At 40.1% G+C, this 24,392-nt stretch carries 19 protein-coding genes; 13 read left to right on the forward strand and 6 right to left on the reverse strand.

The annotated features are described in order from the left end of the window. Nucleotides 1-111 precede the first annotated feature (111 nt). The 8 genes from SCALIN_RS14975 (at nucleotide 112) to SCALIN_RS15010 (ending at nucleotide 7,833) form a co-directional block, all read left to right on the forward strand. On the forward strand, nucleotides 112-909 hold the full coding sequence (locus SCALIN_RS14975; protein WP_096895265.1) for a TIGR00282 family metallophosphoesterase: 798 nt from the start codon (nucleotides 112-114) through the stop codon (nucleotides 907-909). A 207-nt stretch (nucleotides 910-1,116) separates the two neighbouring features. Continuing rightward, entirely contained in the window at nucleotides 1,117-2,340 is a 1,224-nt protein-coding gene (gene xseA / locus SCALIN_RS14980) for an exodeoxyribonuclease VII large subunit (protein WP_420885440.1), read from the forward strand. Nucleotides 2,341-2,343: 3 nt separating this feature from the next. Further along, nucleotides 2,344-2,601 (forward strand): exodeoxyribonuclease VII small subunit, encoded by a 258-nt coding sequence (locus SCALIN_RS14985; RefSeq protein WP_096895267.1) that lies wholly within the window; start codon nucleotides 2,344-2,346, stop codon nucleotides 2,599-2,601. A gap of 63 nt (nucleotides 2,602-2,664) precedes the next feature. After that, nucleotides 2,665-4,611, forward strand: a complete 1,947-nt coding sequence (gene dxs, locus SCALIN_RS14990; RefSeq protein WP_096895268.1) for a 1-deoxy-D-xylulose-5-phosphate synthase — start codon at nucleotides 2,665-2,667, stop codon at nucleotides 4,609-4,611. Beyond that, nucleotides 4,608-5,450 carry an NAD(+)/NADH kinase gene (locus SCALIN_RS14995; RefSeq protein ID WP_096895269.1) on the forward strand — a complete coding sequence of 281 codons (843 nt, stop codon included), beginning with the start codon at nucleotides 4,608-4,610 and terminating at the stop codon, nucleotides 5,448-5,450. Before dxs ends, SCALIN_RS14995 begins: the two co-directional genes overlap by 4 nt. Further along, entirely contained in the window at nucleotides 5,437-6,525 is a 1,089-nt protein-coding gene (locus tag SCALIN_RS15000; protein WP_230406633.1) for a 3-methyl-2-oxobutanoate dehydrogenase subunit VorB, read from the forward strand. Before SCALIN_RS14995 ends, SCALIN_RS15000 begins: the two co-directional genes overlap by 14 nt. 3 nt (nucleotides 6,526-6,528) lie before the next feature. Next, nucleotides 6,529-7,275 carry a thiamine pyrophosphate-dependent enzyme gene (locus tag SCALIN_RS15005; RefSeq protein ID WP_096895270.1) on the forward strand — a complete coding sequence of 249 codons (747 nt, stop codon included), beginning with the start codon at nucleotides 6,529-6,531 and terminating at the stop codon, nucleotides 7,273-7,275. A 15-nt stretch (nucleotides 7,276-7,290) separates the two neighbouring features. Next, nucleotides 7,291-7,833 (forward strand): 2-oxoacid:acceptor oxidoreductase family protein, encoded by a 543-nt coding sequence (locus SCALIN_RS15010; protein WP_096895271.1) that lies wholly within the window; start codon nucleotides 7,291-7,293, stop codon nucleotides 7,831-7,833. A gap of 577 nt (nucleotides 7,834-8,410) precedes the next feature. On the opposite strand, the gene cooS is transcribed toward SCALIN_RS15010, so the two are convergent. Further along, nucleotides 8,411-10,387, reverse strand: coding sequence for an anaerobic carbon-monoxide dehydrogenase catalytic subunit (gene cooS / locus SCALIN_RS15015; RefSeq protein ID WP_096895272.1), 1,977 nt, complete (start codon nucleotides 10,385-10,387; stop codon nucleotides 8,411-8,413). Between the two features lie 476 nt (nucleotides 10,388-10,863). Between cooS and SCALIN_RS15020 the strand changes: the two genes are divergently transcribed. Continuing rightward, complete coding sequence (locus SCALIN_RS15020) at nucleotides 10,864-13,521, forward strand: fructose-bisphosphatase class II (RefSeq protein WP_096895273.1); 2,658 nt, start codon at nucleotides 10,864-10,866, stop codon at nucleotides 13,519-13,521. 51 nt (nucleotides 13,522-13,572) lie between these two features. Here the strand turns inward: SCALIN_RS15020 and SCALIN_RS15025 are convergent, their stop codons facing one another. Further along, on the reverse strand, nucleotides 13,573-14,811 hold the full coding sequence (locus SCALIN_RS15025) for an APC family permease (RefSeq protein ID WP_162532345.1): 1,239 nt from the start codon (nucleotides 14,809-14,811) through the stop codon (nucleotides 13,573-13,575). 515 nt (nucleotides 14,812-15,326) lie between these two features. Between SCALIN_RS15025 and SCALIN_RS15030 the strand changes: the two genes are divergently transcribed. Together SCALIN_RS15030 and ettA are read left to right on the forward strand one after the other, a co-directional pair. After that, the gene (locus tag SCALIN_RS15030; protein ID WP_096895275.1) at nucleotides 15,327-16,529 is read left to right on the forward strand and encodes an anhydro-N-acetylmuramic acid kinase; all 1,203 of its coding nucleotides are present in this window, start codon (nucleotides 15,327-15,329) and stop codon (nucleotides 16,527-16,529) included. A gap of 85 nt (nucleotides 16,530-16,614) precedes the next feature. After that, the gene (ettA, locus tag SCALIN_RS15035; RefSeq protein WP_096895276.1) at nucleotides 16,615-18,300 is read left to right on the forward strand and encodes an energy-dependent translational throttle protein EttA; all 1,686 of its coding nucleotides are present in this window, start codon (nucleotides 16,615-16,617) and stop codon (nucleotides 18,298-18,300) included. Between the two features lie 245 nt (nucleotides 18,301-18,545). Here ettA and SCALIN_RS15040 read toward each other — a convergent pair whose 3' ends face one another. After that, on the reverse strand, nucleotides 18,546-19,679 hold the full coding sequence (locus SCALIN_RS15040; RefSeq protein ID WP_096895277.1) for a formylglycine-generating enzyme family protein: 1,134 nt from the start codon (nucleotides 19,677-19,679) through the stop codon (nucleotides 18,546-18,548). A 176-nt stretch (nucleotides 19,680-19,855) separates the two neighbouring features. Between SCALIN_RS15040 and SCALIN_RS22355 the strand changes: the two genes are divergently transcribed. Beyond that, nucleotides 19,856-19,996 (forward strand): hypothetical protein, encoded by a 141-nt coding sequence (locus tag SCALIN_RS22355; protein WP_162532346.1) that lies wholly within the window; start codon nucleotides 19,856-19,858, stop codon nucleotides 19,994-19,996. A gap of 93 nt (nucleotides 19,997-20,089) precedes the next feature. Here SCALIN_RS22355 and SCALIN_RS15045 read toward each other — a convergent pair whose 3' ends face one another. The 3 genes from SCALIN_RS15045 to SCALIN_RS15055 all read right to left on the reverse strand — a co-directional run bounded on the left by SCALIN_RS15045 (nucleotide 20,090) and on the right by SCALIN_RS15055 (nucleotide 22,795). Next, nucleotides 20,090-20,776, reverse strand: coding sequence for an aquaporin (locus SCALIN_RS15045; protein WP_096895278.1), 687 nt, complete (start codon nucleotides 20,774-20,776; stop codon nucleotides 20,090-20,092). Nucleotides 20,777-20,789: 13 nt separating this feature from the next. Then, a complete protein-coding gene (locus SCALIN_RS15050; protein ID WP_096895279.1) occupies nucleotides 20,790-22,007 on the reverse strand; it encodes a bifunctional 3,4-dihydroxy-2-butanone-4-phosphate synthase/GTP cyclohydrolase II in 1,218 nt (405 codons plus the stop codon). A gap of 200 nt (nucleotides 22,008-22,207) precedes the next feature. Further along, nucleotides 22,208-22,795, reverse strand: coding sequence for a CDP-alcohol phosphatidyltransferase family protein (locus tag SCALIN_RS15055; protein ID WP_096895280.1), 588 nt, complete (start codon nucleotides 22,793-22,795; stop codon nucleotides 22,208-22,210). 435 nt (nucleotides 22,796-23,230) lie between these two features. Here SCALIN_RS15055 and carA point away from each other — a divergent pair, with 435 nt between their 5' ends. Further along, nucleotides 23,231-24,385 (forward strand): glutamine-hydrolyzing carbamoyl-phosphate synthase small subunit, encoded by a 1,155-nt coding sequence (gene carA, locus SCALIN_RS15060; protein ID WP_096895281.1) that lies wholly within the window; start codon nucleotides 23,231-23,233, stop codon nucleotides 24,383-24,385. Nucleotides 24,386-24,392: the final 7 nt, after the last annotated feature.

Raw genomic sequence — 24,392 nt, forward strand, 5'->3', positions numbered from 1 at the left:
TTGTGAATAACTTGAGAAGTATTCTTTAACATGTGTAACTGAAAGAGTGACGACTCAATAAAAACGTGTTTCGTACACCATTTATTTAATTCAAATATAAAAAATTGCTAAATGCTATTTAATATCCTCGCGATAGGAGATATTGTTGGACAACCGGGAAGAAAGGTTCTAGAAAAGAAACTTGAAAATTTCATCAAAGAACAAAATATAGATTTCTGCATGGCAAATGCGGAAAATGCAGCAGGAGGTTCCGGAATAACCGTTGATATTGCCAAGAAACTGTTCTCTTACGGTGTTAACGCAATAACGATGGGTGATCATGTCTGGAAAAGAAAAGAGATTTACGATTCTTTGAAATCTGATCAAAGGATACTCAGACCGGCAAACTACTCACCATTGGCTTATGGCAGAGGCCATGTTGCCATTAAATCAAAAGGAGATTGTGTTATTGGCATAATCAATCTTTTGGGACGGACTTTCATGAAACCCATAGACTGTCCTTTCAGGGCGGCAGATGCTGCTGTAGAAGAGCTCTCAAAACAGACAAACATTATTATCGTAGACTTGCATGCCGAAGCAACATCTGAGAAAATAGCGATGGGGTGGTATTTAGATGGCAGAGTAAGCGCTGTTGTTGGGACCCACACACATGTACAGACGTCCGATGAAAGGGTATTGCCTGAAGGGACTGGATATATCACAGATCTGGGCATGACAGGTCCGCACGAATCGATATTAGGAAGAAATATTGATCGTGTATTAAAATCAATAGTAACCCAGGTACCAACCCGATATGACATAGCAGAAAAAGATCTCCATATTGAAGGAGTGGTTATAACCGTAAACAGGGAAACAGGTAAAGCAGAAAGAATAAAAAGAATCAGAGTGACTGAAGACGACAATTACTAAATCCTCTATTATCGTTGGGTAATTCTGAATTACCCAATGGTAGTTAAAGGTCTTTATTGTAGCGGTTTGATTTATCAAATTGAGTATTTGGAGCATGATAAAACTGTATAGCTACATAAGTAAGAATGAAAGTTTTTATATATACAAACAATTTAATATGTAAATATGCTTGATAGTTTTCTGGATTTTAAGACAAATCAAGAATCATTGGAACGCTTTCCTGACGAAATAGGCAAGAAATTTTTTACCGTTTCAGAAATCAGCAGGAAAATCAAAACCTCCCTGGAATACAAATTTGCTAATATAAGTGTTTTGGGTGAAATATCCAATGTGAGAAAGCCGGGTTCCGGGCATGTTTATTTGACACTTAAAGACAAAAATTCTCAATTGCAGGCGGTCGTATTCAGGAATGCTGCAAGCAAAATCAAATTTGAACTGAAAGATGGTATGGAAGTAGTCTCTTCTGGTTCGGTAACCGTTTATGAACCACGAGGGCAATACCAGCTCATTATTAATAAAATAGAACCGAAGGGGATAGGCGCACTGCAACTTGCTTTCCTACAACTGAAGGAGAAACTGGAAAAAGAGGGGCTGTTTGACAATGCTCATAAAAAAACTATCCCGTTCTTACCTAAGAAAATTGGAATAGTAACGTCACCTACCGGAGCAGCAATCAAAGATATTCTAAATATCATTGATCGTCGTTTTGCCAATGTTGAAATACTCATTAACCCGGTAAAGGTCCAGGGAGATGGTGCTGCGCAGGAAATTGCTGAAGCGATTAAAGAACTTAATAATTACTCTGATATAGACGTAATTATAACAGGAAGAGGTGGCGGCAGCCTGGAAGACCTGTGGGCATTTAATGAAGAAATTATTGCCAGGAGCATATATAATTCCAGAATACCCATTATCTCCGCAGTTGGGCATGAAATTGATATAACAATAGCGGACTTGGTCGCTGATAAGAGGGCCCTTACCCCCTCCGAAGCGGGAGAACTGGTAGTTCCCCGAAGAGATTTACTGATTGAGAAAGTAGAAAAATATAAAGCGAGACTTTTACAATCCCTAACTGCCAAGTTAAGACTATCAAGGGAAAAACTTGCTGGAATTGCGAACAGCTACGCGATGAGGCAACCATTTGACAGGCTGAACAGGTGGCAACAGAGGCTGGACGAATATGCGCAGAGGCTTAATTTAAATATAACACACGCGTTAAATACTGAACGTGAAAAGCTCTCAGGTATTGCGGGCAAACTGGAAAGCTTGAGTCCTTTGAACGTTTTGAAAAGAGGCTATACCATTACCACCAGACGGGAAGACAATAAATCTCTTCGAAATATAAAAGGTTTAAGTGAAGGGGACAAAATTAAAACTAATCTATCCAGAGGAGGTATTATCTCTGAAATCCTTTCAATTGAAAGGATCTGATTTATGAAGAAACCGGACTTTGAAACATCATTAAAAGAGCTTGAAGAGATAGTAGAACAACTTGAAACAAACGAGTTGACCTTAGATGAAACACTTGCAAAATACGAAAGTGGCATTAAAATATACAAACAGTGCTATCAAGTTTTAGAAAAAGCAGAAAAAAAGATTAATATCTTATTAAAAAATTCAATTGGAGAAACTCGTACAGAAGAATTTAATATGAAAAATGCTACTGATGCAGACACATCCACTACTGAATAGTACATAAGTAAGCAATATACATTAACTGTTAAGATTCTAATATAAGTTTTAAGAAAGATAAAATTGTCACAAAAAATATTGGAAAAAATAGACTCACCAAAGGACCTGCAAAAACTGGATAATGAAGAGTTAGCAGTTTTAGCGCAGGAAATACGAGATGTAATAATTGACGTTGTCTCCACAAATCCCGGTCATCTGGCATCAAATCTGGGAGTAGTTGAGCTTACGATTGCTTTGCACCGTTCGTTCGACTTTCTCAAGGATAAGTTAATCTGGGATGTTGGGCATCAAACATATGTTCATAAGCTTTTAACAGGGAGGAGAAAGGCATTTCCTACCTTAAGACAATATAAAGGGCTGAGCGGTTTTCCTGATATAAAGGAAAGTAAATATGATCCATTCATTTGTGGTCATAGTGGACATGCAATATCTGCGGCTCTTGGCATTGCCTGTGCGGATAAAATAAACGGTATTGAAGATAGAAAGGTTATTGCCATTGTCGGAGATGCTGCGATTGGTGCGGGAATGTCGCTGGAAGCGCTCAACCATGCCGGTCATTTAAAAAGGAACCTGATTGTAATTCTTAATGATAATAAAATGGCAATCTCCGGTACAGTAGGGGCGATATCAAAACATTTAAACAAGATTCGCACTTCGCCTCTTTACACCGATTTCAAAAAAGAAGTCCGCCATGTGCTACATTCTTTACCCATCGTTGGCAAGCGGATGGAACACTCATTCGAGCATATTGTTGAAGCGTTAAAACGTGAAATCACTCCGGGACAGATTTTCGTGGATCTGGGGTTTGACTACTTTGGTCCAATTGACGGTCACAATATTGAGACTTTAACCGATATCTTTCATAATATTAAAAATGTAGAAGGTCCCATATTACTTCACGTAATTACTGAAAAAGGTAAAGGCTTTCACCCTGCTTCAGAAAATCCTGCCCGCTACCACAGTGCAGGAAATTTTCAGGTGCAAAACGGGAAAATGAAGGAAAAACCAAAAGACCCGAAACAAATCAGTTATACAAAAGTATTTGGTGATACTATTATTGAACTCGCTGAGTCTAATCAAGACATAGTGGCAATAACTGCTGCAATGCCTGATGGGACCGGCCTCGATGCATTTGGCAAAAAATTTCCGGAGAGATATATTGATGTGGGGATTTGCGAACAACATGCCATTGGGCTGGCAAATGGGTTAGTATCAGCAGGAATTAAACCAGTGGCAGCAATATACTCAACTTTCCTGCAACGTGCGTATGATCAGGTTTTTCATGATGTGTGCTTACAGGAAAATGGTATTGTACTTGCGTTAGACAGGGCCGGAATCGTGGGAAATGACGGACCTACTCATAATGGTGTCTTTGATATAGCCTACTTGAGACATTTACCGGAAATCACTTTAATGGCTCCAAAAGACGGCGCCGAATTTAAGGCAATGATGCATTCGGCAGTAAAGCTCAACACCCCTGCTGCCATTCGATATCCAAGGGCAAATATACCGGAAGGCAGTCTTGATAGTAATTGTATACCTATTGAAATCGGAAAAGGTGAAATCCTGAGAGAAGGCCCGGATGGGGCAATAATTGCATATGGTGCGATGGTATATCCATCCATGGAATGCGCGCGTTTGCTTATGGAAAAAGGGATTGAAGTTACCGTCGTGAATGCCCGTTTTGCCAAACCTCTAGATGAAGACCTCATAATAAAAGTCGTAGAGGACCACCGAATAGTTATTACCGTAGAAGACCACACGAAAGTTGGAGGTTTTGGTTCGGCAATTCTGGAATTACTGGTAGATAAAAGTGTTAATACTGAAAATATACTCAAAATGGGTATCCCGGACAGATTTGTTGAACAGGGTTCTCGTGATATTATTTTGAAAACCCTTAATCTTGATGCGGAGGGTATCTACAATAACTTTATTTCCGCCTGGAATACTACAGATCATGCCGGTATCAAAAAGAAGGAAGAGTATAAAAAAGCCTCTAATTTGATATGAAAAAAATCATAATCCTGGGCGATATAAGTAGAAAAAAAATAAGAGAAACAATTACTAAGCTTGAACCCTTGTTTCGTAACAAATCGCATCTATCAGTAATTGATATTTCTGATGAACATGAATTGAAAAACGTTTCTGCCGATATCGCTTTTGTTTTTGGTGGAGACGGCACAATCCTGTCAGCAAGCAGAAAGCTGAATGACAAGCAAATCCCCTTAATTGGTGTGCATTTAGGAAAATTCGGGTTTCTAGCTGAACTCACTTCACAAGATATTAACGATTCCCTGGAAAGAATTTGTTCAGATGAATTTGTTGTATCACAAAGAATGTTATTAACCTGCAGGTTAGTACGTGCCGGGCACGTTATTAACGAAACGGTTGGTTTAAACGATGCCGTAATCTCCAGAACTTCTTTGTCAAGATTGATTTCAATTAAGCTCTATGTAAATGAAAAAATAGTGACTACTTACAGCTGCGATGGACTGATCGTGTCAACTCCTTCAGGAACAACCGCACATTCACTCTCCGCCGGTGGCCCTATTGTTACGCCTGAGATGGAGGCATTTGCCATAACTCCAATTTGCCCACACACACTTTCAAACCGACCTCTTATCGTTTCCGGATGTTCGAAGATTGAAATGGAACAAATTTCTGAATCCAGAGGAATAGGCTTAACCGTAGATGGACAAGTATACTTTGATGTCAAAGTTGGAGATAGAGTAGTTATTGAAAAAGCGGAAAATAAGCTGCAGTTAATTGATACACAGACAAGGACTTTTTACGATGTCTTAAGAGAAAAATTGAACTGGAGAGGGCAACCCGCTTATGATGCTAACTGACGAGAACAAAAAATACCTCTTAACCGGTAATGAAGCTTGCGCGGAAGCGGCAATACAGGCCGGTTGCAGATTTTATTATGGATATCCGATTACACCGCAAAATGAGATTTTGACGCATATGGCCATCAGAATGCCTCAAGTAGGCGGAACGGCTATTCAAGTCGAAAGTGAACTTGCCGCGATAAACATGGTACATGGAAGTGCTGCTGCAGGTGCAAGGGCAATGACGTCCTCATCAAGCCCCGGTATCAGCCTCAAACAAGAGGGTATCTCTTATCTGGCCGGAAGCGAACTTCCCAGCGTCATTGTAAATATACAGCGCGGAGGCCCTGGTCTGGGAGATATCTCACCTTCCCAGGCTGACTATTTTCAAGCAGTTAAAGGTGGCGGGCATGGGGATTACTACACGATAGTACTTGCTCCTGGTTCAGTACAGGAAACAGCAGACCTTGTTTATGATGCATTTGATTTGGCTGATCGTTATAGAAATCCTGTAATGATCCTTGGAGATGCCCAACTTGGCCAGATGATGGAAGCTGTTATATTTAACAAAAAATGCGGACCTGATTCATACAAAAAAGAGTGGGCCCTGACCGGAGCGAACGGAAGAAAAAGAAACATAATAAAGTCTTTTTATCCGGTACAGGGTGAACTTGAGGAGTTTAACGCTAAACTGCAAAAGAAGTATAACCTGATTAAGAGCAAAGAGGTACGCTATGAAGAAATTAATACTGAAGACGCGGATATTGTCATAGTTGCTTACGGAACATGCGCAAGGATATGTAAAGAAGTATTAATGAAAAACAAGACCCCAAATATAAAAGTAGGGTTATTAAGACCCATTACGCTCTGGCCATACCCCTCTCAGATAATACAAGAGATTGCTGGAAAAGTACGTGCTATACTTACTGTAGAAATGAGTGCCGGCCAAATGGTAGAAGATGTAAGATTAAGTGTATTGGGCAGATGTCCGGTACATTTTTACGGAAGAACAGGCGGAGGTATTCCTTCTCCAAAAGATATCATCAAAAAGATTACCGAAATAATATCTGTCAACAAGAAAACAATAAATTAAATTATGGAAGCTGTATATAAAACACCGGAAACGTTGATCGACACTCCAACACATTATTGTCCTGGTTGTGGACACGGTATCATTCATAGATTGATCGCGGAAATAATTGACGAAAAGGATATTAAGGGACAGACAATCGGGATAGCTCCTGTGGGATGTGCGGTATTGGCTTACAATTATATGGATATAGATATGTGTGAAGCGGCCCACGGTCGTCCACCCGCAGTAGCCACTGGAATAAAACGGGTTCACCCTGACAAAATCATCTTCTCTTATCAGGGTGACGGTGACCTTGCAGCAATTGGAATTGCAGAAATTATACACACTGCCAACCGAGGTGAAAATATCACCGTGATTTTTGTAAACAATGCGGTCTATGGTATGACTAACGGACAGATGGCGCCAACAACACTGATCAACCAGAAAACATTAACAACTCCTCAGGGACGCAACGAACAGAGCGATGGTGCGCCCTTACGTATATGTGAGCTACTTTCCGTTATAGACGGTAGCAGATTTATTGCCAGGGCGTCCGTGACCTCCCCTCAAAATATAATCCAAACAAAACAGTTAATAGAAAAGGGTTTTAACACTCAAATACAGAAAAAGGGATTTTCTCTGATAGAAGTCCTTTCCCCATGTCCGGTATACTGGCGTATGAGCTCGGTTGAATCCATAAAATTTATAGACGAGGAGATGATCAAAGCCTTTCCTCTGGGTATTTTCAAAGATTGGGAAGGTCGGAATTAGAAAGGTAAAATTAAGATGTCAGAAAAAGTTATTTTAGCGGGTCTGGGAGGACAGGGGATGATGCTCCTTGGCAGGCTGATAGCGCAAGCCGTTATGCTTGAAGGAAAAAATGTGACTTTTTTCCCCTCGTATGGTACTGAAGTACGCGGAGGAACGGCTTATTACCATCTAACTGTTTCAGATGAAGAAATTTTTTCTCCTGTTATCGAAGAAGCAGACGCACTTATTATGATGAACTTTCCATCTTACCTGAAGTTCAAAGACCTTCTCAAACCGAACAGCATGCTCTTTCTAAACTCATCCATGATTGATAAAATAGACAATGAAATGAACATAGACATCTTCAGAATTCCCGCGACAAAGATCGCGAATGATATTGGAAACGTCGTAGCATCAAACATGGTTATGTTGGGGGCGTATAACGAGGTAAAAAATCTCGTTTCCATCCCAATATTCCTCTCATGCCTGAAAAACGTCTTAAAAGGAAGGAAAGAACCCTTCTTTGAGGTAAACAAACTAGCCATAGAACGCGGAGCAGATTTCATAAAAAATTTCTGATTTTTTCAAAGCAGTGGGAGGGCAAACCTTCATTTTTCATTTTAACTGCTATTCATGTGGGATAATATGGCTTAAGTTGAGCGATTCTAGCCCGAGTTTACAAGTTACGGCCTATTTCAAGAGCTTTCCTTGCTTGTAGAATTAGGGAAATATCATGTAACATATTGAACATTAGATAGTTACGCATATTTACGTTTTTGTGCTTTTCCATTATCGTGTGTTGGTAGGGTAATACAGACTGGTTGTTTGTAACCTGTTGATATAAATAATGTTACACAACCGTATTGGTAGTTTTTCGTCATAACTTGTAAACTCGGGCTAGATCAGAATTGTATGACTTGTTTCTGCCTGAATGACAAATCGGCCAGGCCAAATGAGCCGTGTGACAAAGACTGACTGCCCACCCCAATCGAATCCGTTCACCAGCGCAACAAGGTTGTTCTGGCGGGGACGTGTGAAACAGCCACAATTTGTGATTCATTGGATGGATGGTATCACTTTTTGTGTAAACTATTAATTACCTAATGCTATAAAAGAAGCTCTGATTCGAATGGAATTGAAGAAGCAACCTTCAGGTTTAAATCCCAAGTTCTTTTCTCTTTTTCTGAATATGATTTATCATAGCCTTTGCAGATTCTTTGGGATCGATTTCTATTATTAAGGTGCTTCCGGTAATTCCTTCCATCTCTTTTGTGAGTTTATTGATTACGTATGGAGAGCCTCCCAGTTTTGGTGTAACACCGATGTGAGTGGTTATACCAAGAGAGATGACGCCCATGTAGATAGCGGCAGCTTTTTCAACAACATGTTCTGCAGCGCTCGCCACCAGGGGGAGTTTGTCTATTGAGGTTTCCAGATAGTCAGCGATTGCAGATGCCAGTACCGCACACCTGGAGTTGTCAACACATGAGCCGAAATGCAGAATTGGCGGCATAGACCCATTCAACCCTGCAGACTTTCCAAGTGTTTTAAGTACTCCCCTGAGTGAATCGCCAACCAGATGCATTGCCTCCCCATTTAACAAACCATGCCTTGCGCAACCAGTTGCTGCACAACCTGTTGCGAGCACAAGGACGTTGTTTTTGAGCAGTTCCTTTGCCATCGTTACAAAGCTCATATCGGTTTGAATTTTTGAAGACAGACATCCGGCAATTACCGCTACACCCTGAATAGAACCGTCAATAATAAAATCAACTAATGGCTTTAACGGTTCATCAGGGTTTATTTTATTAAAAATTTCAATCAAAACTTCTGTAGAAAAGCCACCCATCAATTTGTTCCCTTTTGTCTTTGGCAGGAATACCCTGTCCACTGAGCGATCTTTGTAAGCTGCAATAGCTTCTTCTACAATCTGAGTGGCAGCTTTGTCAGCGTTGTCCGGTGTAAATTCTATGTAGGTATCGTTGTCCATTCTCAGTTCCGGCATGGTAGTAATTAATCGAGTGTGAAGCGATTTTGTCATGGCTGAGAGTGATGGATATACGCACTGCACGTCTACACATACGGCATCAACCGCTCCCGTACCAACAATAAGTTCCTGCATGATCGTGCTACCTGCCATAGGGATTCCAAGTCGCATCAGCACTTCGGTACCAGTACAGCAAGTCCCTACGATGTTTATACCTTTAGCGCCTGCAGCTATCGCTTTTTCCTTAAGTTTGTCCGCATAGTTGATTACCATTTCTGATAGTACGGGTACGTGACCGTGTACCAGAATATTAACCTTCTCTTTGTCCAGGACATCCATCCCGATTTTGCCTTCCTTTGGTGTGGGGACACCAAGTAAGATGTCCTGAAGTTGAGTAGAGATGTAAAGCGCCAGTACGTCTATTATTCCAAATTTCAGACACGACATAATCAAGTGATCAGTGCTGCTCATCATTCCCTGGGCAGTACTGTGGATCCCCTGTACTATTGTTTCGGCAGCTCCTTTTTGTGGGATGAGGTTTGCATCTACGAGTTTATCAATATTTTTCGGAGCAAGAGCAAGTGCAAAGCTCATTGGACCTTCACCTGGGCCAACAAGGTCTTCCATTGCCTTTTGACCAACCTCTCTGGCAATATCAAGGGTGTTCTTATCGTTTGTGTCAATACCAAGTTCGCAGGCAACCGCATGGAGTTTTGCTTCTGCCTTTATAGGAAAATTATCAGAACCTTCAGCAGCTTTTACGAATAACTTTGCAACATGTATTGCATGACCAATGTGAGAACTTGTACCACGCAGAACAGTCTGCAGGAACATTCCGGCAACCATATTATCGGCTGTTTTACCACAAGAGGAACGCTTTAACCTGGGCACTGCAATCTTTGTGTGAAATGATATCTCTTCACCATCCAGTCTGCATGGCCCAAGGTTACAGTTACGGCAGCAGAGGCCATGACTTCCAAAAGAGCATCTATCCTTAAGCCCAAAGAGACTTGAGTCGTATGCTGCCTGTACATCCCAGACCGTATCGATGCCTTTTTGGCGTAAAAAGGCCACGGTCTCTTCAATTTGTTTATCAGCAATTCCTTTTCCGCGTAACTCTTTTTCCTTTTTCAACCATTTCTGCATTTTCTTTTCCTCTAATTGAAACCTCAAAAAGACCCATTTATTAATTAAGTTGCTAGCAATAAAAGGCTATCCTTCGACTCCGCGTCCAATCCGGTACGGGCAGGTGTTCAGGATTGCGTCGCACTGAGCGCCTGCCCGACTTCTTCATTCAGGCGGGGAGTCGAAGTGTTGTCATCGTTGGGCCTCTCATTAAATTGTATGATTATTTTATATACATGATATGTGATTTATAGAATACTTTCAGTACAGTCAAAAATTCTAGCAAAACTCTTTTTGAAAGTCAATTTCTCGTCTTGTTCCTGAAAATATGTAAAAACTTTAAAATTGGTGCTTTTAATTTGCAATCTTTTTTTACTGTTGATATAAATAACTTAGTGCTGAATAATGCTCGTAGAAGTGACTATTAGAGAAGAAACAACACCTGAAATAATTCATAAGTATAATCAGGTTTATCGTTTTTTAAGCAAAGACAAGACATGAGTGATATTATTAAAGAAGAACCGGTGGGAAATAATTCCACATTCATAAAAGACAATAGTATTGACTTCAAAAAAATAGATGACCCTCTTATTAAAGATGCCCATATTCCGGAACATTTTGATTTGAAGGTTTCTTCTGAAAATGGCCTTCAATTATCTAAAAGAAATGAATTGAGACATGCTGTCGGGATCGTTGCCGCAAGGACTTTAAGGTATTTCAGCACTAACGGAGAAGAATTCAATGTATTTCGTGCAAGACGTATGGCGGTCTGGTGGTTCAGGCATATTTATAATAGCTTCAACTGGTGGAAGGCTTATGTGGTAAACGCGGAGGGAGAGCGGAAAGAGATGCCAATGTTGTATATAGGCGAAAGATTGGGTTCTGAAACGGTACAAAAAGATTGTGAGGCAGATATTGTGCTTAGTGCCTTCGAGAATGATCGTTGTTTAGTTGATCCGGAATCTGAGGGAGGCGTAGTTGTTGCTGTTGGCTATAGCGAAAGACAGAAGTTGTTTAATTCACCCGATATGTATTGTGTAAAGGCTATAGTTGGAAACAAATACAAAGACGCCGGGGTAAATATAACGCATGGTATTACAAAAAACATGAAGCTTATGGCTGAAAAGGTACTTAAAGATAAAAATAAGGAGATCAATCCGCAAAATATTGATGATGAAATACAAAAAATGAAGATTGTTGTCCTGGACAGGTTGAGACACAAAAAACTAATAGAAACCATCGAGAAATTAGGCGCAGAAGTAATCCGTGTAAAAGAAGATGATCTCACACCCACATTTGCAGTAACAAAGGGCGAGATTGATATGATCATAGGAGTGGGAGGTGTTCCCGAAGCGGTTTTGAGTGGAATAATAGTCGCGCAACTGGGAGGAGAAATGACATTAAGGATATTGCCACTTGAGGTGGCTCGTGAAGAACGGCTATTGGGAAAATTAAAGAATTGGGGTCTTTTCAGAAAAAATGAAGTAGATATTTTAAAAAATTTTAAGATTGTTAGGCCCGGCACAGAGAAAGAGGGAGAAATACCATGGGACAGGATATTGACATTAAATGATCTGGTTAAAAGAAATGATAATGTCTTTACTGCAAGCATTATTAAGGAGACACCATGGATAAAGTTTACTGATGGTAAAGTGGTCCCTGGTATGAAAATAAATCCGGAATCCGGAGATATTAATGTCTACGTTGTTCGAGTTGCGGAAAATAGAGTTGAAATTGTTCCTATTTTGTATAAGACGCATATTGGTACACTTTTGTCCAAATATAAAGATATTAAAGAGGTAAATGGCGATGCTGAAGTAAGCTTGCTCGTCCAATTAGGAAAAACATACATCGAGTTTGGTCTGTTTCAAGAGGCAAGAGATTGTATTCAAAAGGCCAAAATATGCAAAGGTATTAGCAACGACATGCTACAGAGATGTAATTCCGTGTATGAATACATTTCAGGATTAGACTTTCTTACAAAAAAATCCTTACAGACGCCAAAGGAGATAATAGAACATTTCGAAAAATCTGGCCATTTAGATGAAGAAGATAAAGAGCAGCTGAGGCCAAGGAGAATGGTCAAAAGATTTTATGAATATCATGGAGACAAAGACTACCGCAACAAATTATATGAAGACGCTCTTGAACACTATAACAAAGCATTAGAATATAGCCCGCACGAATTGAAATTGCATCGGAAGGTGCACACAATACAGATGAGAGACATAATCGAAGAATATTTTGATCGAATTGATAAAATATATCAAGGACTCAATTATAAAGATCCAAAGACTCTGGAAAAATGCAAGCTTGGAGTAGCGCTGGAAATCTTTTATGACTATAAAAGACAACTCAATTTTTCCTGCAGAAATCCGTGGCTTATTTTTTACAGGAGGACGGTCTTACACGGAGAAACACCTTCCTATAAGCTGGCAGTATTAATCAAATTACTGAAATTACATAAAAAATTGAACCGGGCAAGCGATGAAGAATTATCACTGTTTTTGAATGCGGAATTCGGCATCAGCAAAGAAGAGATAGGTATAGTTACTGCTTACAGGAAGAAACATGAAACATTTCATTCTGTCAGTGAGCTCTATTTTGTTAAAGGATTGAGCCTGGAAGGCCTGTCGAATTTGCTATTCCCATCTGTAAGGATAGAGAGTCAGAATGAGCTGGAAGATTCTGAGATCCCTCTAAGTATCAGTCTTGTTGAGGCGGTTGAAAGAAGATACAGAAATATCCTTGAGGAACTTAAAGACGGGGTTAAGAAAGAGGCGCAGGAACATTCATATGCAGTTGCAGAGGCTTATCATTATGTGGGCCTGGCGCTTTATGATGTAGGCGATGATGAAGGGACGAAAATCAACTATGAAAGGGCAACAATAAAATTTCAGGAAATAATAGATAAGTTTACGGGAATAACACCTTTTAACGCGCAATGTCGAATTGGTAATCTTTACGAAGAGTTAGCTCTCTTATATGAGAATGAAAAGGTCAATTATTACAACAAGGCGATGGACGCTTACACCTATATCATTGAAGAACGGAGATCAAATATTATGTTTGGCTACATCCGAGACTTGATGGCAATCAGAATATGGCAGACTAAAGAGAGAGTAAATTGTATAGAAAAAGAGTTGCAGTTGTGAGATTTTTAAAGTAGGTAAGTAGTATTCATTTCAATATTATCTTCTCGTTGTTTACTTTCTGAAAAAGTAGATAGGCAGAGATAACGCAACCCCTACAAGTGTAGCGAGAATTATTACAGGTTTTACCTGTAATAAAATCCAGAAGCAAGTTAAAAGTGCAAGGCTGGGAACTATGTATCCACCCGGTACTCTAAAGCTTTTCGATACATCTGGGCGCTTTCTCCTTAAAACAATAACAGCCAGACATGTCGGAATATACTGTAGAATACTCACCAGCACACTGGCAAAAATTAAATATTCAAAAGTGCCTGTCAGTGATAATATTAAGGTCAAAACGGTGTTAACACCTATTGCCACATAAGGTGTGTGATATTTCGGATGTATCTTTGTGAAAATTTCCGGCAGAAAACCATCCGCTGACAGGGCAAAAAGGTTTCTCGGTCCAGTCAAAGCAATACCCGAATTAACACCCGCTATCGCGAGGAGTGCACCAATAGCAATTAAAACCCCACCTGTTGAACCCATAAAGCTTACGGCTGCATCTGCCAGTGGCTTTTCCGATTGTGCAAGACCGGGAAAAGTGCCTGTTGCTACTGTTTGAATAAGAATGTAGATAAGTGTGGTAACAAGGATTGCAATAGCAAAAGCAACTGGTATATCCCTTCCGGGTTTTTTCATTTCACCTGCCGGTACTGCCAGATATTCGAATCCTGTATAAGCAAATAATCCAATAACGATTGCAGATCCAACACTGTTGATTTCCAAAGAGAATATTTGGCCCAGATGAGATGTGTCTATATGAAAGAATCCAAATGCGATAAAGGCAAAGATTGGTATTAGTTTGCTTATAGTAAAAAAGTTTATAACTCTCGCACCGATTTTTACCCCAAACAAATTGAGAACTCCCATAGCCAGAATAAGACTGATTACTATGAATTCACCAATCCTCCCTTCAGAAAGAGATGGAGAAAAGAATTTTACATATAGGAGAAGACCCTTTGCCATTGCTGCCCAGCCGATTATGGATGAGAGCCACATCATCCAGCCGACCATAAAACCAATCATAGGGCCAAAGGTATTTCTTGCATAAATATATGCGCCTCCTGTTTCATTGTAAATCCCTCCCATCTCAGCGAAACAGAGTGCTATTGCAAGGCATAAAAGACCACAAATGGCAAATATTATGATTGAAAATTGGCCTGTAACTGCCGCTAGTTTGCCAGGTAAAAGAAATATCCCTGCCCCGATAATGCCGTTTATGCCAAGGCAGACAATATCAAACAGATTCATAGAACGAGAAAGTTTTTGCCCTTGATTATTTTTCATGATTGGGAGAATCTAATATTTTATTTGTGTGCGCTACTGGATAGTATAATAATTCCATTTTCATCTGTGTATACTATTTTTTCAAGGCGAAATTTTGATGAAAACTTTATTGAAAAACCGATAAGGTTCTTATATTATCATTAGCATCTTTTACACGACTTTTATGATTTGATTGTTCAGGCTTTAAGGAGTTAGCTATGTTCCGCCTGACCCAGCGCGTTTTTTTGCTGTCCTTCATCCTGGTCCTTTTCCCGGTGATGGCCTATGGAATTACCATTGAGCCAGGTAGTTTTTTGTTGAGCTTGAGCAGAGTATCCACTTTAATGCAGATAACCGGGACATCGAGGCCGATGTGATTAACCAGGCCATGGAGATGGTTTTTTGAACACGGCACCCAGGTTATCTTAGTGAACGGCTGTACGGGAATCTGTTTTTTTTGTATTAAAAGGATGGTCAATGGTTTACTTATTTAAAACAGCATGTCGATTGAGAATTTAATCCGTTTAAGAGAAAAAGAGAGCCGTAAAGTTATTGGCCTTATGTCCGGTACATCATGTGACGGTATTGATGCATGTCTGGTTAAGATAACCGGAAATGGTATGTCAACCGAAGTAGACATTATAGGATTTGAGACATTCCCTTATAATGATGAGATAAGGAAGTTAATATTTAAAACTTCCTGTAAAGAGACAGGAACCGTTGACAAAATCTGCCAACTGAACTTCACACTAGGAAAGCTATTTGCCGATGCGGTCACACAGATTGCCGAAAAAATGTCAATTCCTCTTTCAGAGATAGATATTATCGGTTCCCACGGACAGACAATTTATCATATCTCTTCTCTGAAAGAACAAAATGATAAGGAGGTGAGGTCAACGTTGCAGATTGGCGAAGCTTCCGTAATAGCTCAGGAGACCGGAGTAACCACTGTTGCCGATTTCAGGACAAGAGATATCGCTGCAGATGGGGGGGGAGCACCTCTGGTACCATATAGTGATTTTATTTTATTCGGAAGAGACGGGATAGGGCGGGTAATACAAAACATTGGCGGTATTTCTAATGTTACAATTTTGTATGCTGGCGGAAATATAGAAGAGATAATCGCCTTTGATAATGGACCGGGCAATATGATAATAGACAGGTTTGCAGAGATCATAACAGATGGAAGACTAAAGTATGATAAAAATGGTGAGTTGGCATCAAAAGGCAGATTGAATCAAGATTTGTTAGACAGGCTGTGTACACACCCATATTTATCGAAACCTCCACCGAAAACAACGGGAAGAGAGGATTTTGGTATTCAGTTTTCTGATGATTTATTTAAGAGATTAAAACAGGACAACATGGATATCCATAATGCGATTGCTACAGTTACCGCCTTTACTGCTAAAACAATATCAGACAGCTATAGAAAATTCATTCACCCATCACATAAAATTTCTGAGATTATAATAAGTGGTGGTGGAGTGCATAATCCTGTCTTATTACAATTCCTGGAAAATTATCTTGGAAACGTAAGTATAAAAAAGATTGATGACCTTGGTATCCCTTCAGATGCAAAGGAGGCTGTCGCGTTTGCTATCCTTGCTAACGAAACAATATGTGGTAATCCTGGAAACGTCCCTTCCGTCACAGGCGCAAAGGAGAGTGTAGTCCTGGGAAAGATAATTCCTGGAAAATGAAATTGAATGTGTATTCATAACGAATTACACTCTTATCAATCACTAATTATACTTTAAATAACATAAACATCGAGGACAAAGCCTAATGAGTAATACATCTGAAAAAATTATCTATTCAATGATGAAGGTCAATAAATCGTACCAGAACAAAACCGTGATTAAGGACATATCCCTTTCATATTTCTATGGAGCCAAGATTGGTGTGCTGGGTCTGAACGGATCAGGGAAGAGTTCGCTTCTGCGTATTATGGCAGGTGTTGATAAAGAGTATAACGGAGAGGCCGGACTCTCTGCCGGATATAGAATAGGGCATCTTGAACAGGAACCATTAGTTGATTCGGACAAAACCGTTAAAGCTGTTGTGGAAGAAGGTCTGCAGGAGATTGTTGACATTGTCAAGGAGTATAACGAAATCAGTGAAAAATTCGCCGAACCCATGTCCGATGATGAGATGAATAAGCTTCTGGAGCGCCAGGGAAAACTTCAGGAGGAGATCGAGAAGCAGAACGCGTGGGATATCGAGTCGCGACTGGAAATGGCAATGGACGCTCTACGTTGTCCTCCCGGAGATACACCGGTTAATGTTATCTCAGGCGGTGAAAAAAGACGTGTGGCGCTGTGCAGGCTTTTACTACAGAAGCCGGATATATTACTCCTGGACGAACCGACCAATCATCTGGATGCCGAAACAGTTGCCTGGCTTGAACAACATCTTCAACAGTTTGAAGGAACCGTGATTGCAATAACACACGACCGCTATTTTCTTGATAATGTTGCCGGCTGGATTCTTGAGCTTGACCGGGGGATGGGTGTCCCGTGGAGGGGCAACTACTCTTCCTGGCTTGAACAGAAACAGAACCGCCTTAAACAGGAAGAAAAAAGCGAATCAGAACGCCAGAAAACGTTACAGAGGGAATTGGAATGGATCCATATGTCCACCAAGGGCCGTCACGCAAAAGCAAAGTCACGTATTAATGCCTACGAATCGCTCCTCAAACAGGACGCCGCAAAACAGGAAAAGGACCTTGAGCTGTTTATTCCACCTGGACCACGACTTGGCAATATTGTTCTTGAAGCGGAAAATGTAAGTAAGGCATTTGGAGAACGAATCCTATTTGAGGAGATGTCATTCTCCCTGCCAGCTGGAGGTATTGTTGGAATTATAGGCCCAAACGGTGCTGGTAAAACTACGCTCTTTAAGATGATTACAGGCAAGGAACAACCCGATTCCGGAACCCTTAAGATTGGTGATACCGTTAAACTTGCTTACGTTGATCAGGAGCGTGATACCCTTGATCCGGGAAAAACAATATGGGAGATTGTATCAGGGGGCAGAAATACGATTGAACTTGGAAATAACGAAGTAAACTCCCGTGCCTATGTTGCGCGCTTTAATTTCTCTGGTGCGGACCAGCAGAAAAAAGTAGACGTGCTTTCAGGTGGTGAGCGCAATAGAGTTCATCTTGCATGCATGTTAAAAGAGGGTGCTAATGTAATCCTTCTGGACGAACCAACAAATGATCTGGACGTAAATACCATGCGTGCTCTTGAAGAGGCCCTGGACAACTTTGGAGGCTGCGCAGTCATTATATCTCACGACCGATGGTTTCTTGACCGTATTGCAACGCATATACTTGCTTTTGAGGGAGACAGTTCCGTCAAGTGGTTTGAAGGGAATTACTCAGAATATGAAGCAGATAGAAAAAAGAGACTCGGAAAAGCAGCCGATCAGCCGCATCGAATGAAATACCGGCATTTGACAAGAGAGTAATTTTTAATTTACGAATAACGATTTTAGATTTATGATTAAAAGGAAATTTATAGTGATGATTTGATATCAAACAAATAAATAATAATGATAAATCTATAACAATGGACAGTATTAGAGGCCGAGATCCCTTTAATTCACAGCTCCCTTGCTCAAGAGTTTTAATAGCATTAGGTGTGTATGAGAATTTTTATCGAAATTTAAAGAAATATTTAAAATAGTAATTATTCAATTTTTACTGTGCCGTACTATGGAGTTCTTGCAAGACGGAAGCCTATATCGCTGAATTTTTTGCTGGTTGGAATAAAGTCATTACGATCAGTCGTACGTAAACCCTTATCTTTGCTGCGCCAACCCCCACCACGTAAAACCCGGTTTTTGCCTTCTGAGGGGCCTTGAGCATCTTTGCTTGAACTGTGCTCGTAATATTTATTGTCATACCAGTCTGAGCACCATTCCCATACGTTTCCCATCATATCATAGAGGCCTAGTTCATTTGGCGTTTTTTCTGCAACGCCATGAGTTCGTCCATCGGCAGTAAAACCGTACCAGGTATACTCTCCAATTTTCTCTTTGTCATTTGTCCCCGCCCACTGCTCCTTCCAGCCACCACTCCTTGCCGCGTATTCCCATTCAGCTTCGGTTGGAAGACGGTAATTCATCCCTGTCTTCTCATTCAACTTTTTGATAAATTCCTGTACATTATTCCAACTTACTCTCTCTACCGGACAATCTCCACATTGGAATTTAGATGGATTGTGGCCAATTATTTCTACCCACAGTTTTTGGGTCACTTCTGTTTTCCCCAGATAAAAATCACCCACACATACTGTATGCACAGGTTTTTCATCATTTTCTCCTGTGTCAAAGATATCTCCCATATCAAAACATCCCCCTTTAACAAACACCATTCCATCTTCAGTTTCTTTAGCGGCTTTTGTCTGATGATGATGCGATTCTGTAGTCCGGCGTTTTTCTTCATCTTGTTTGTTTTTGGCATCTACAATTAAAGTAATTGTTTCTTCATAATGTTTCCCTTCCTGACCTTCTAATGTCAGATAATTAGTAAGGCTTGACAACGCAAAGGTATAGCTTCCCGTTTTTAAAAGAGCTTTTCCATAGAGAAAATGAAATTCTCCCGGAAGATCAATACCCAGTTTCATTGATTTCTCAAAATTTTGTACCGCACTTTCCCATCTTTCAGCTTCCATATCCTTTGTTGCAGATCTAATCAATAAATCCAATTGTATTTCCGGTGATAACTCCTTGTCCTTTGCAAACACCATTGGTATACTTGTACCTTGCGCCACCATCATTAATGACATAAAAAAAATAGAGCTAACTATGACTTGCCTGATATATCCAATTCGAATTGTCTGCATTACACCTGACTCCTCTTTATAGAAATTTCAACATGAGAGAAAACTATCTTTAACAGTTGTTGTATTATTGGAAAAATATCCTGTTTGATCGTTATAAACAGAGATATTCTGAAATAATATTAGTTCCTATAGCCCCGTTTGTCAAATAAATAGAAAAAGAGTAATCTCTGCCAGCCATGGTTGAAAAATTACAACACGAAAGCCAATCTTCACCGTTTATTGAGCTTGAGGTGAAAAAGGAGGATGAGATGGGGCTGAAAGATAATCAGGGAATAGCTATGGCGAATAGATTTGTCCAAATTGGTATTGTCAATTGAATCGACAATATGCACAATCCAATAACAATAAAAGGGGGATGAACGCCTCAAGCATTAACAGATTTTTTTCTATTTTACCGGTGATAATTCTTTTTAATCACTCTTCTTTTTGAAAACTTTGCCGTAGAGAAATCCAGCTGCAAGCGCACCGGATACTGGCCCCAGCCACCAGATATAGTGGTTGTCGAAATGACCGGATACTACCGCAGGCCCAAAAACACGCGCCGGGTTCAGTGCTCCCCCACTGAATGTTGAACTGATCGATACGCCGAACATATAGACTAAACCAATTGCAACTCCGGACAGGATTTTTGATAGCCTTTTGTCAACAGTAGTTGAAAAAATGGTAAATACAAACAGGAAAGTAACGACACATTCTATTAATGCTGCTTTCCATAACTCGACTCCATTACCTAAAAGACATGTGCCTAAATGAACTTTAAGAATTGCAGTGGGAAATAGTATTCTCAAGAAGTACGCCGCTAATACAGCACCTGCCAGTTGAGATAAGATATAGTAAAGCGCAGTACCCGCGTACATCCTCCCGGTAGCCCAATGAGAAATCGTCACCGCAGGATTAATTTGAGAACCCGCGATATAGCTTGTCGCATAAACAATAGCAGCTATCACTATGCCAAACAGGGTTATTACCCACACAGGAACTATACTCTGCCCGCCTGTCAAATTTACGGAGTGTTCCGCACAAATTGCACCAGCGCTTATAAAAACGACGAGAAGTGTACCTAAAAATTCAGCTATATATTTATTATACTTGTTCATTTTTTTGCGAACCTTATAGAATATGTCCTAGTTTCTCTTTCTTGGTACGCAAATACTGTTCGTTCTCTTCTTGTGGCGCTACAACGATAGGGACGCGGTCTATAATTTCCAATCCATAACCTGCCAGGGCCGCAAATTTTTTAGGATTATTTGATAGAAGTTTCATCTTCGTTATTCCCAGGTCCCTGAGTATCTGAGCGCCTATTCCGTAATCACGTTTGTCCGCGCTAAAACCGAGCTCTTTATTTGCCTCTACAGTATCCAGCCCACTCTCCTGTAGTGCATAAGCGTGCAGCTTGTTTTCAAGCCCAATTCCTCTGCCTTCCTGTCGCATGTAGAGCAAAACACCCTTACCCTCTTTTTGAATCATCTTTAATGCGCTGTGAAGTTGTTCTCCGCAATCACATCTAACAGAACCAAAAATATCACCGGTTAAACACTCGTCGTGCACACGTATTAAGACCGGATCTGTCTGTATCGAAGAAGGTGAATTATCCATACTGCCAATATTCCCGAGACACAAAGCCAGATGCAGGTATTCATCAGTAAACGAACGATAAAGATGTAAAACAAATTTTCCATATTTTGTAGGCAAATTAACGGAAACACGTTTTTCTATCAAACGCTCCTGTTCATGGCGATATTTGATGATATCCGCAATGGTGCACATTTTCATCTCGTGTTTTTCCGCGAACTTTATAAGTTCCGGAAGTTTTGACATTGTCCCATCTTCATTCATGAGTTCGCATATTACCGCTGAAGGATGTAGGCCTGACAGGCGGGCTAAATCAACAGCACCTTCAGTATGACCTGCGCGCACCAGAACCCCTCCATTTTTTGCCATGAGTGGGAAAACGTGTCCAGGCCTGTCAAGATCACCGGGAAGACACTCATCACTTATGGCTTTTAATATCGTCGTTGCTCTGTCCTTTGTAGATACACCTGTTGTTATACCCTCTTTCGCGTCTATCGTTACCGTAAACGGAGTCTGAAAACTTGATGTATTTTCTGTTACCATATGTGTTAATCCTATCTGCTTTGAATGTTCTTCTGTTATCGTCAGACAGATTATACCCCTCGCGTGCGATAACATGAAGTTAATGATATCAGGTGTAATTTTCTCCGCAATGATCGTCAGATCTCCCTCATTTTCACGACTCTCATCATCAACAACGATAACCATCTTACCCTGTTTCAGATCTTCAATAACCTCTGTAATTGTATTAAACATAACTTATAACCTTCCTTGTTTTTTCTCTACTATTAAATGTAGGGGCTGTTTCCACTATCCGAATGGATTCTTCCGGGCGGGTAAACAGCCTTAAGATAAATGTCCGTTTGGCCTGCACGACTAGTGATTAAGGCGGGGAAACGAACCCTACAGCAAAAAATAAAAATAGCTTTCTGCAATAGAGACAAATTAATAATTATTTATAATTGTCTGACACCCAAATAGGTATAGTTTATCGCTGAGAGTAAAGTAACAAAGGCGACTACACACCATAAAATCGCAAAAGTGTTCAAGGAAAAGTGGTTTCCAAGCAGTACAGCGATAACTGCCATGATCTGCATAAATGTCGTTAACTTTCCCAATTTATTAGGTTGCCATTTTATTTTGCGTTTTATCGTAATAAAGACAGCTAACATTCCGAATGAAAACAGCATTTCCCTACTTACAATTACCGCCAGTACCCAGACAGGAAATCTGGGTCCGGACCACAATTTATCTGAAGAGAGCAAAAAACAGGCAATTAATAGAAGCAGCTTGTCAGCAACAGGATCAAGATACTTACCAAAGGTTGTTATTTCTCCTCTTTTCCGAGCAAGATATCCATCTAAAACATCACTTAAACCAATTATGAGTAACACGCCTAATGCAATGTATCTGTAGAAGTTATGATGCTGGACCTGAATTAAGCAGATTACAAAAGGAGGGATAAAACATATTCTTGCAAAGCTGATCAAATTTGGCAATGTCAGAAATTTGTTTGCCGCATGCATAGAGATTCTCCTTTTCATTCGTAGACTATGCACTCTTCTTTCAACTTACATCTAATAAAAAACAATCATTATTCTCCTAAGTACTTTTCTATGTACAGAGTTATGATAGCAGACGCATAATTACTGTCAAGCGAAAAAATACTCCAACTTGACAGTTAAGTTGTGAACGAGTACTATTAGCTGAAAGTTTCAAGTTAAAAGTGCTTGAAATACCTAAAGTTGAGAAGCATAACAATTTACAAGAATATCTCTTTTACTTGTTTTAATTGTTAAATGAGATCTTTCGGCTGACTTAGCTCGTTAACATGTTATTCAGAATGAAGAACGAGATTCTTCATTGCGTTCAGAAGACAGGAAGCAAAGGGTTAAGAATGGCAATCATATTTATCTTGTTATATGACAAAGGCTTAAAATAATAATATAATTCCTGTATAATTAAATTACTAATTCTTAATGAAGACTAAAAAAGCCATCCTCGCTCTCTCTGACGGAAAGGTATTTGAAGGTGTTTCCTTTGGTGCTGAAGGGGAAACATCAGGTGAGATCGTATTTAATACCAGTATCGCCGGATATCAGGAAATACTTACAGACCCTTCTTATAAGGGCCAGATCGTAAATATGACCTACCCGTTGATAGGCAACTATGGTATCTGCGAAGAAGATCATGAGTCAACACAATCACACGTGGAAGGGTTTATTATTAAAGAACTTAGCCCATTCCCCAGTAATTGGCGATCAAGTATGGGCCTGGATGAATTTTTAGAAAATAAAGGAATTATAGGTATTCAGGGAATAGACACAAGGGCCCTTACAAGACATATAAGGGATTGTGGCGAGCAGGTAGGCATAATATCTACTGAAGACTCAGACCATCAAAGTCTTGTTTCAAAGGCCAGTGGATTGTCCGGACTTGTGGGAAAAGATCTGGTCAAAGAGGTTTCGTGTGATAAAACCTACAACTGGGAAGACGCCGAAACAGTCATTAATACTGCAAGTGGAAGTAACCATGAACAACCTGAACAATACAAACAGTATAATGTAGTAGTCTACGATTGTGGAGTTAAATATAACATTCTGAGGAAGTTGAGGAATTATAATTGTAACGTAACCGTAGTACCTGCTAATACCAGTGCAAAGGATGTGCTAGCAATGAAAGCTGACGGTGTTGTCATCTCAAATGGTCCCGGTGATCCGGCTGCAGTACCTTATATGGTTGAAAATGTAACAGGTATAATAGGCAATAAACCTGTTATGGGCATATGCCTGGGTAATCAAATTATCGCCCAGGCATTAGGATACAAAACATTTAAGTTAAAATTCGGACACCATGGCGCCAACCAGCCTGTCATGGATTTAAGGACAGAAAAAGTGGCAATTACGTCGCAGAATCACTGTTTTGCAATTGATGGAGAATCGCTAAACAATGGACAGAGCGGCAGATTTGGTAAAGTAGAGATATCTCACATTAATCTTAATGATAAATCCATAGAAGGATTAAGATGTCTGGAAGTACCGGTATTTTCCGTCCAGTATCATCCTGAAGCATCACCAGGTCCACACGATTCAAGTTATATTTTTAATGAATTCATTGAAATGATGGAAAATTAAAAACCCT

It is taken from the genome of Candidatus Scalindua japonica, from assembly GCF_002443295.1.
Taxonomy (GTDB): domain Bacteria; phylum Planctomycetota; class Brocadiia; order Brocadiales; family Scalinduaceae; genus Scalindua; species Scalindua japonica.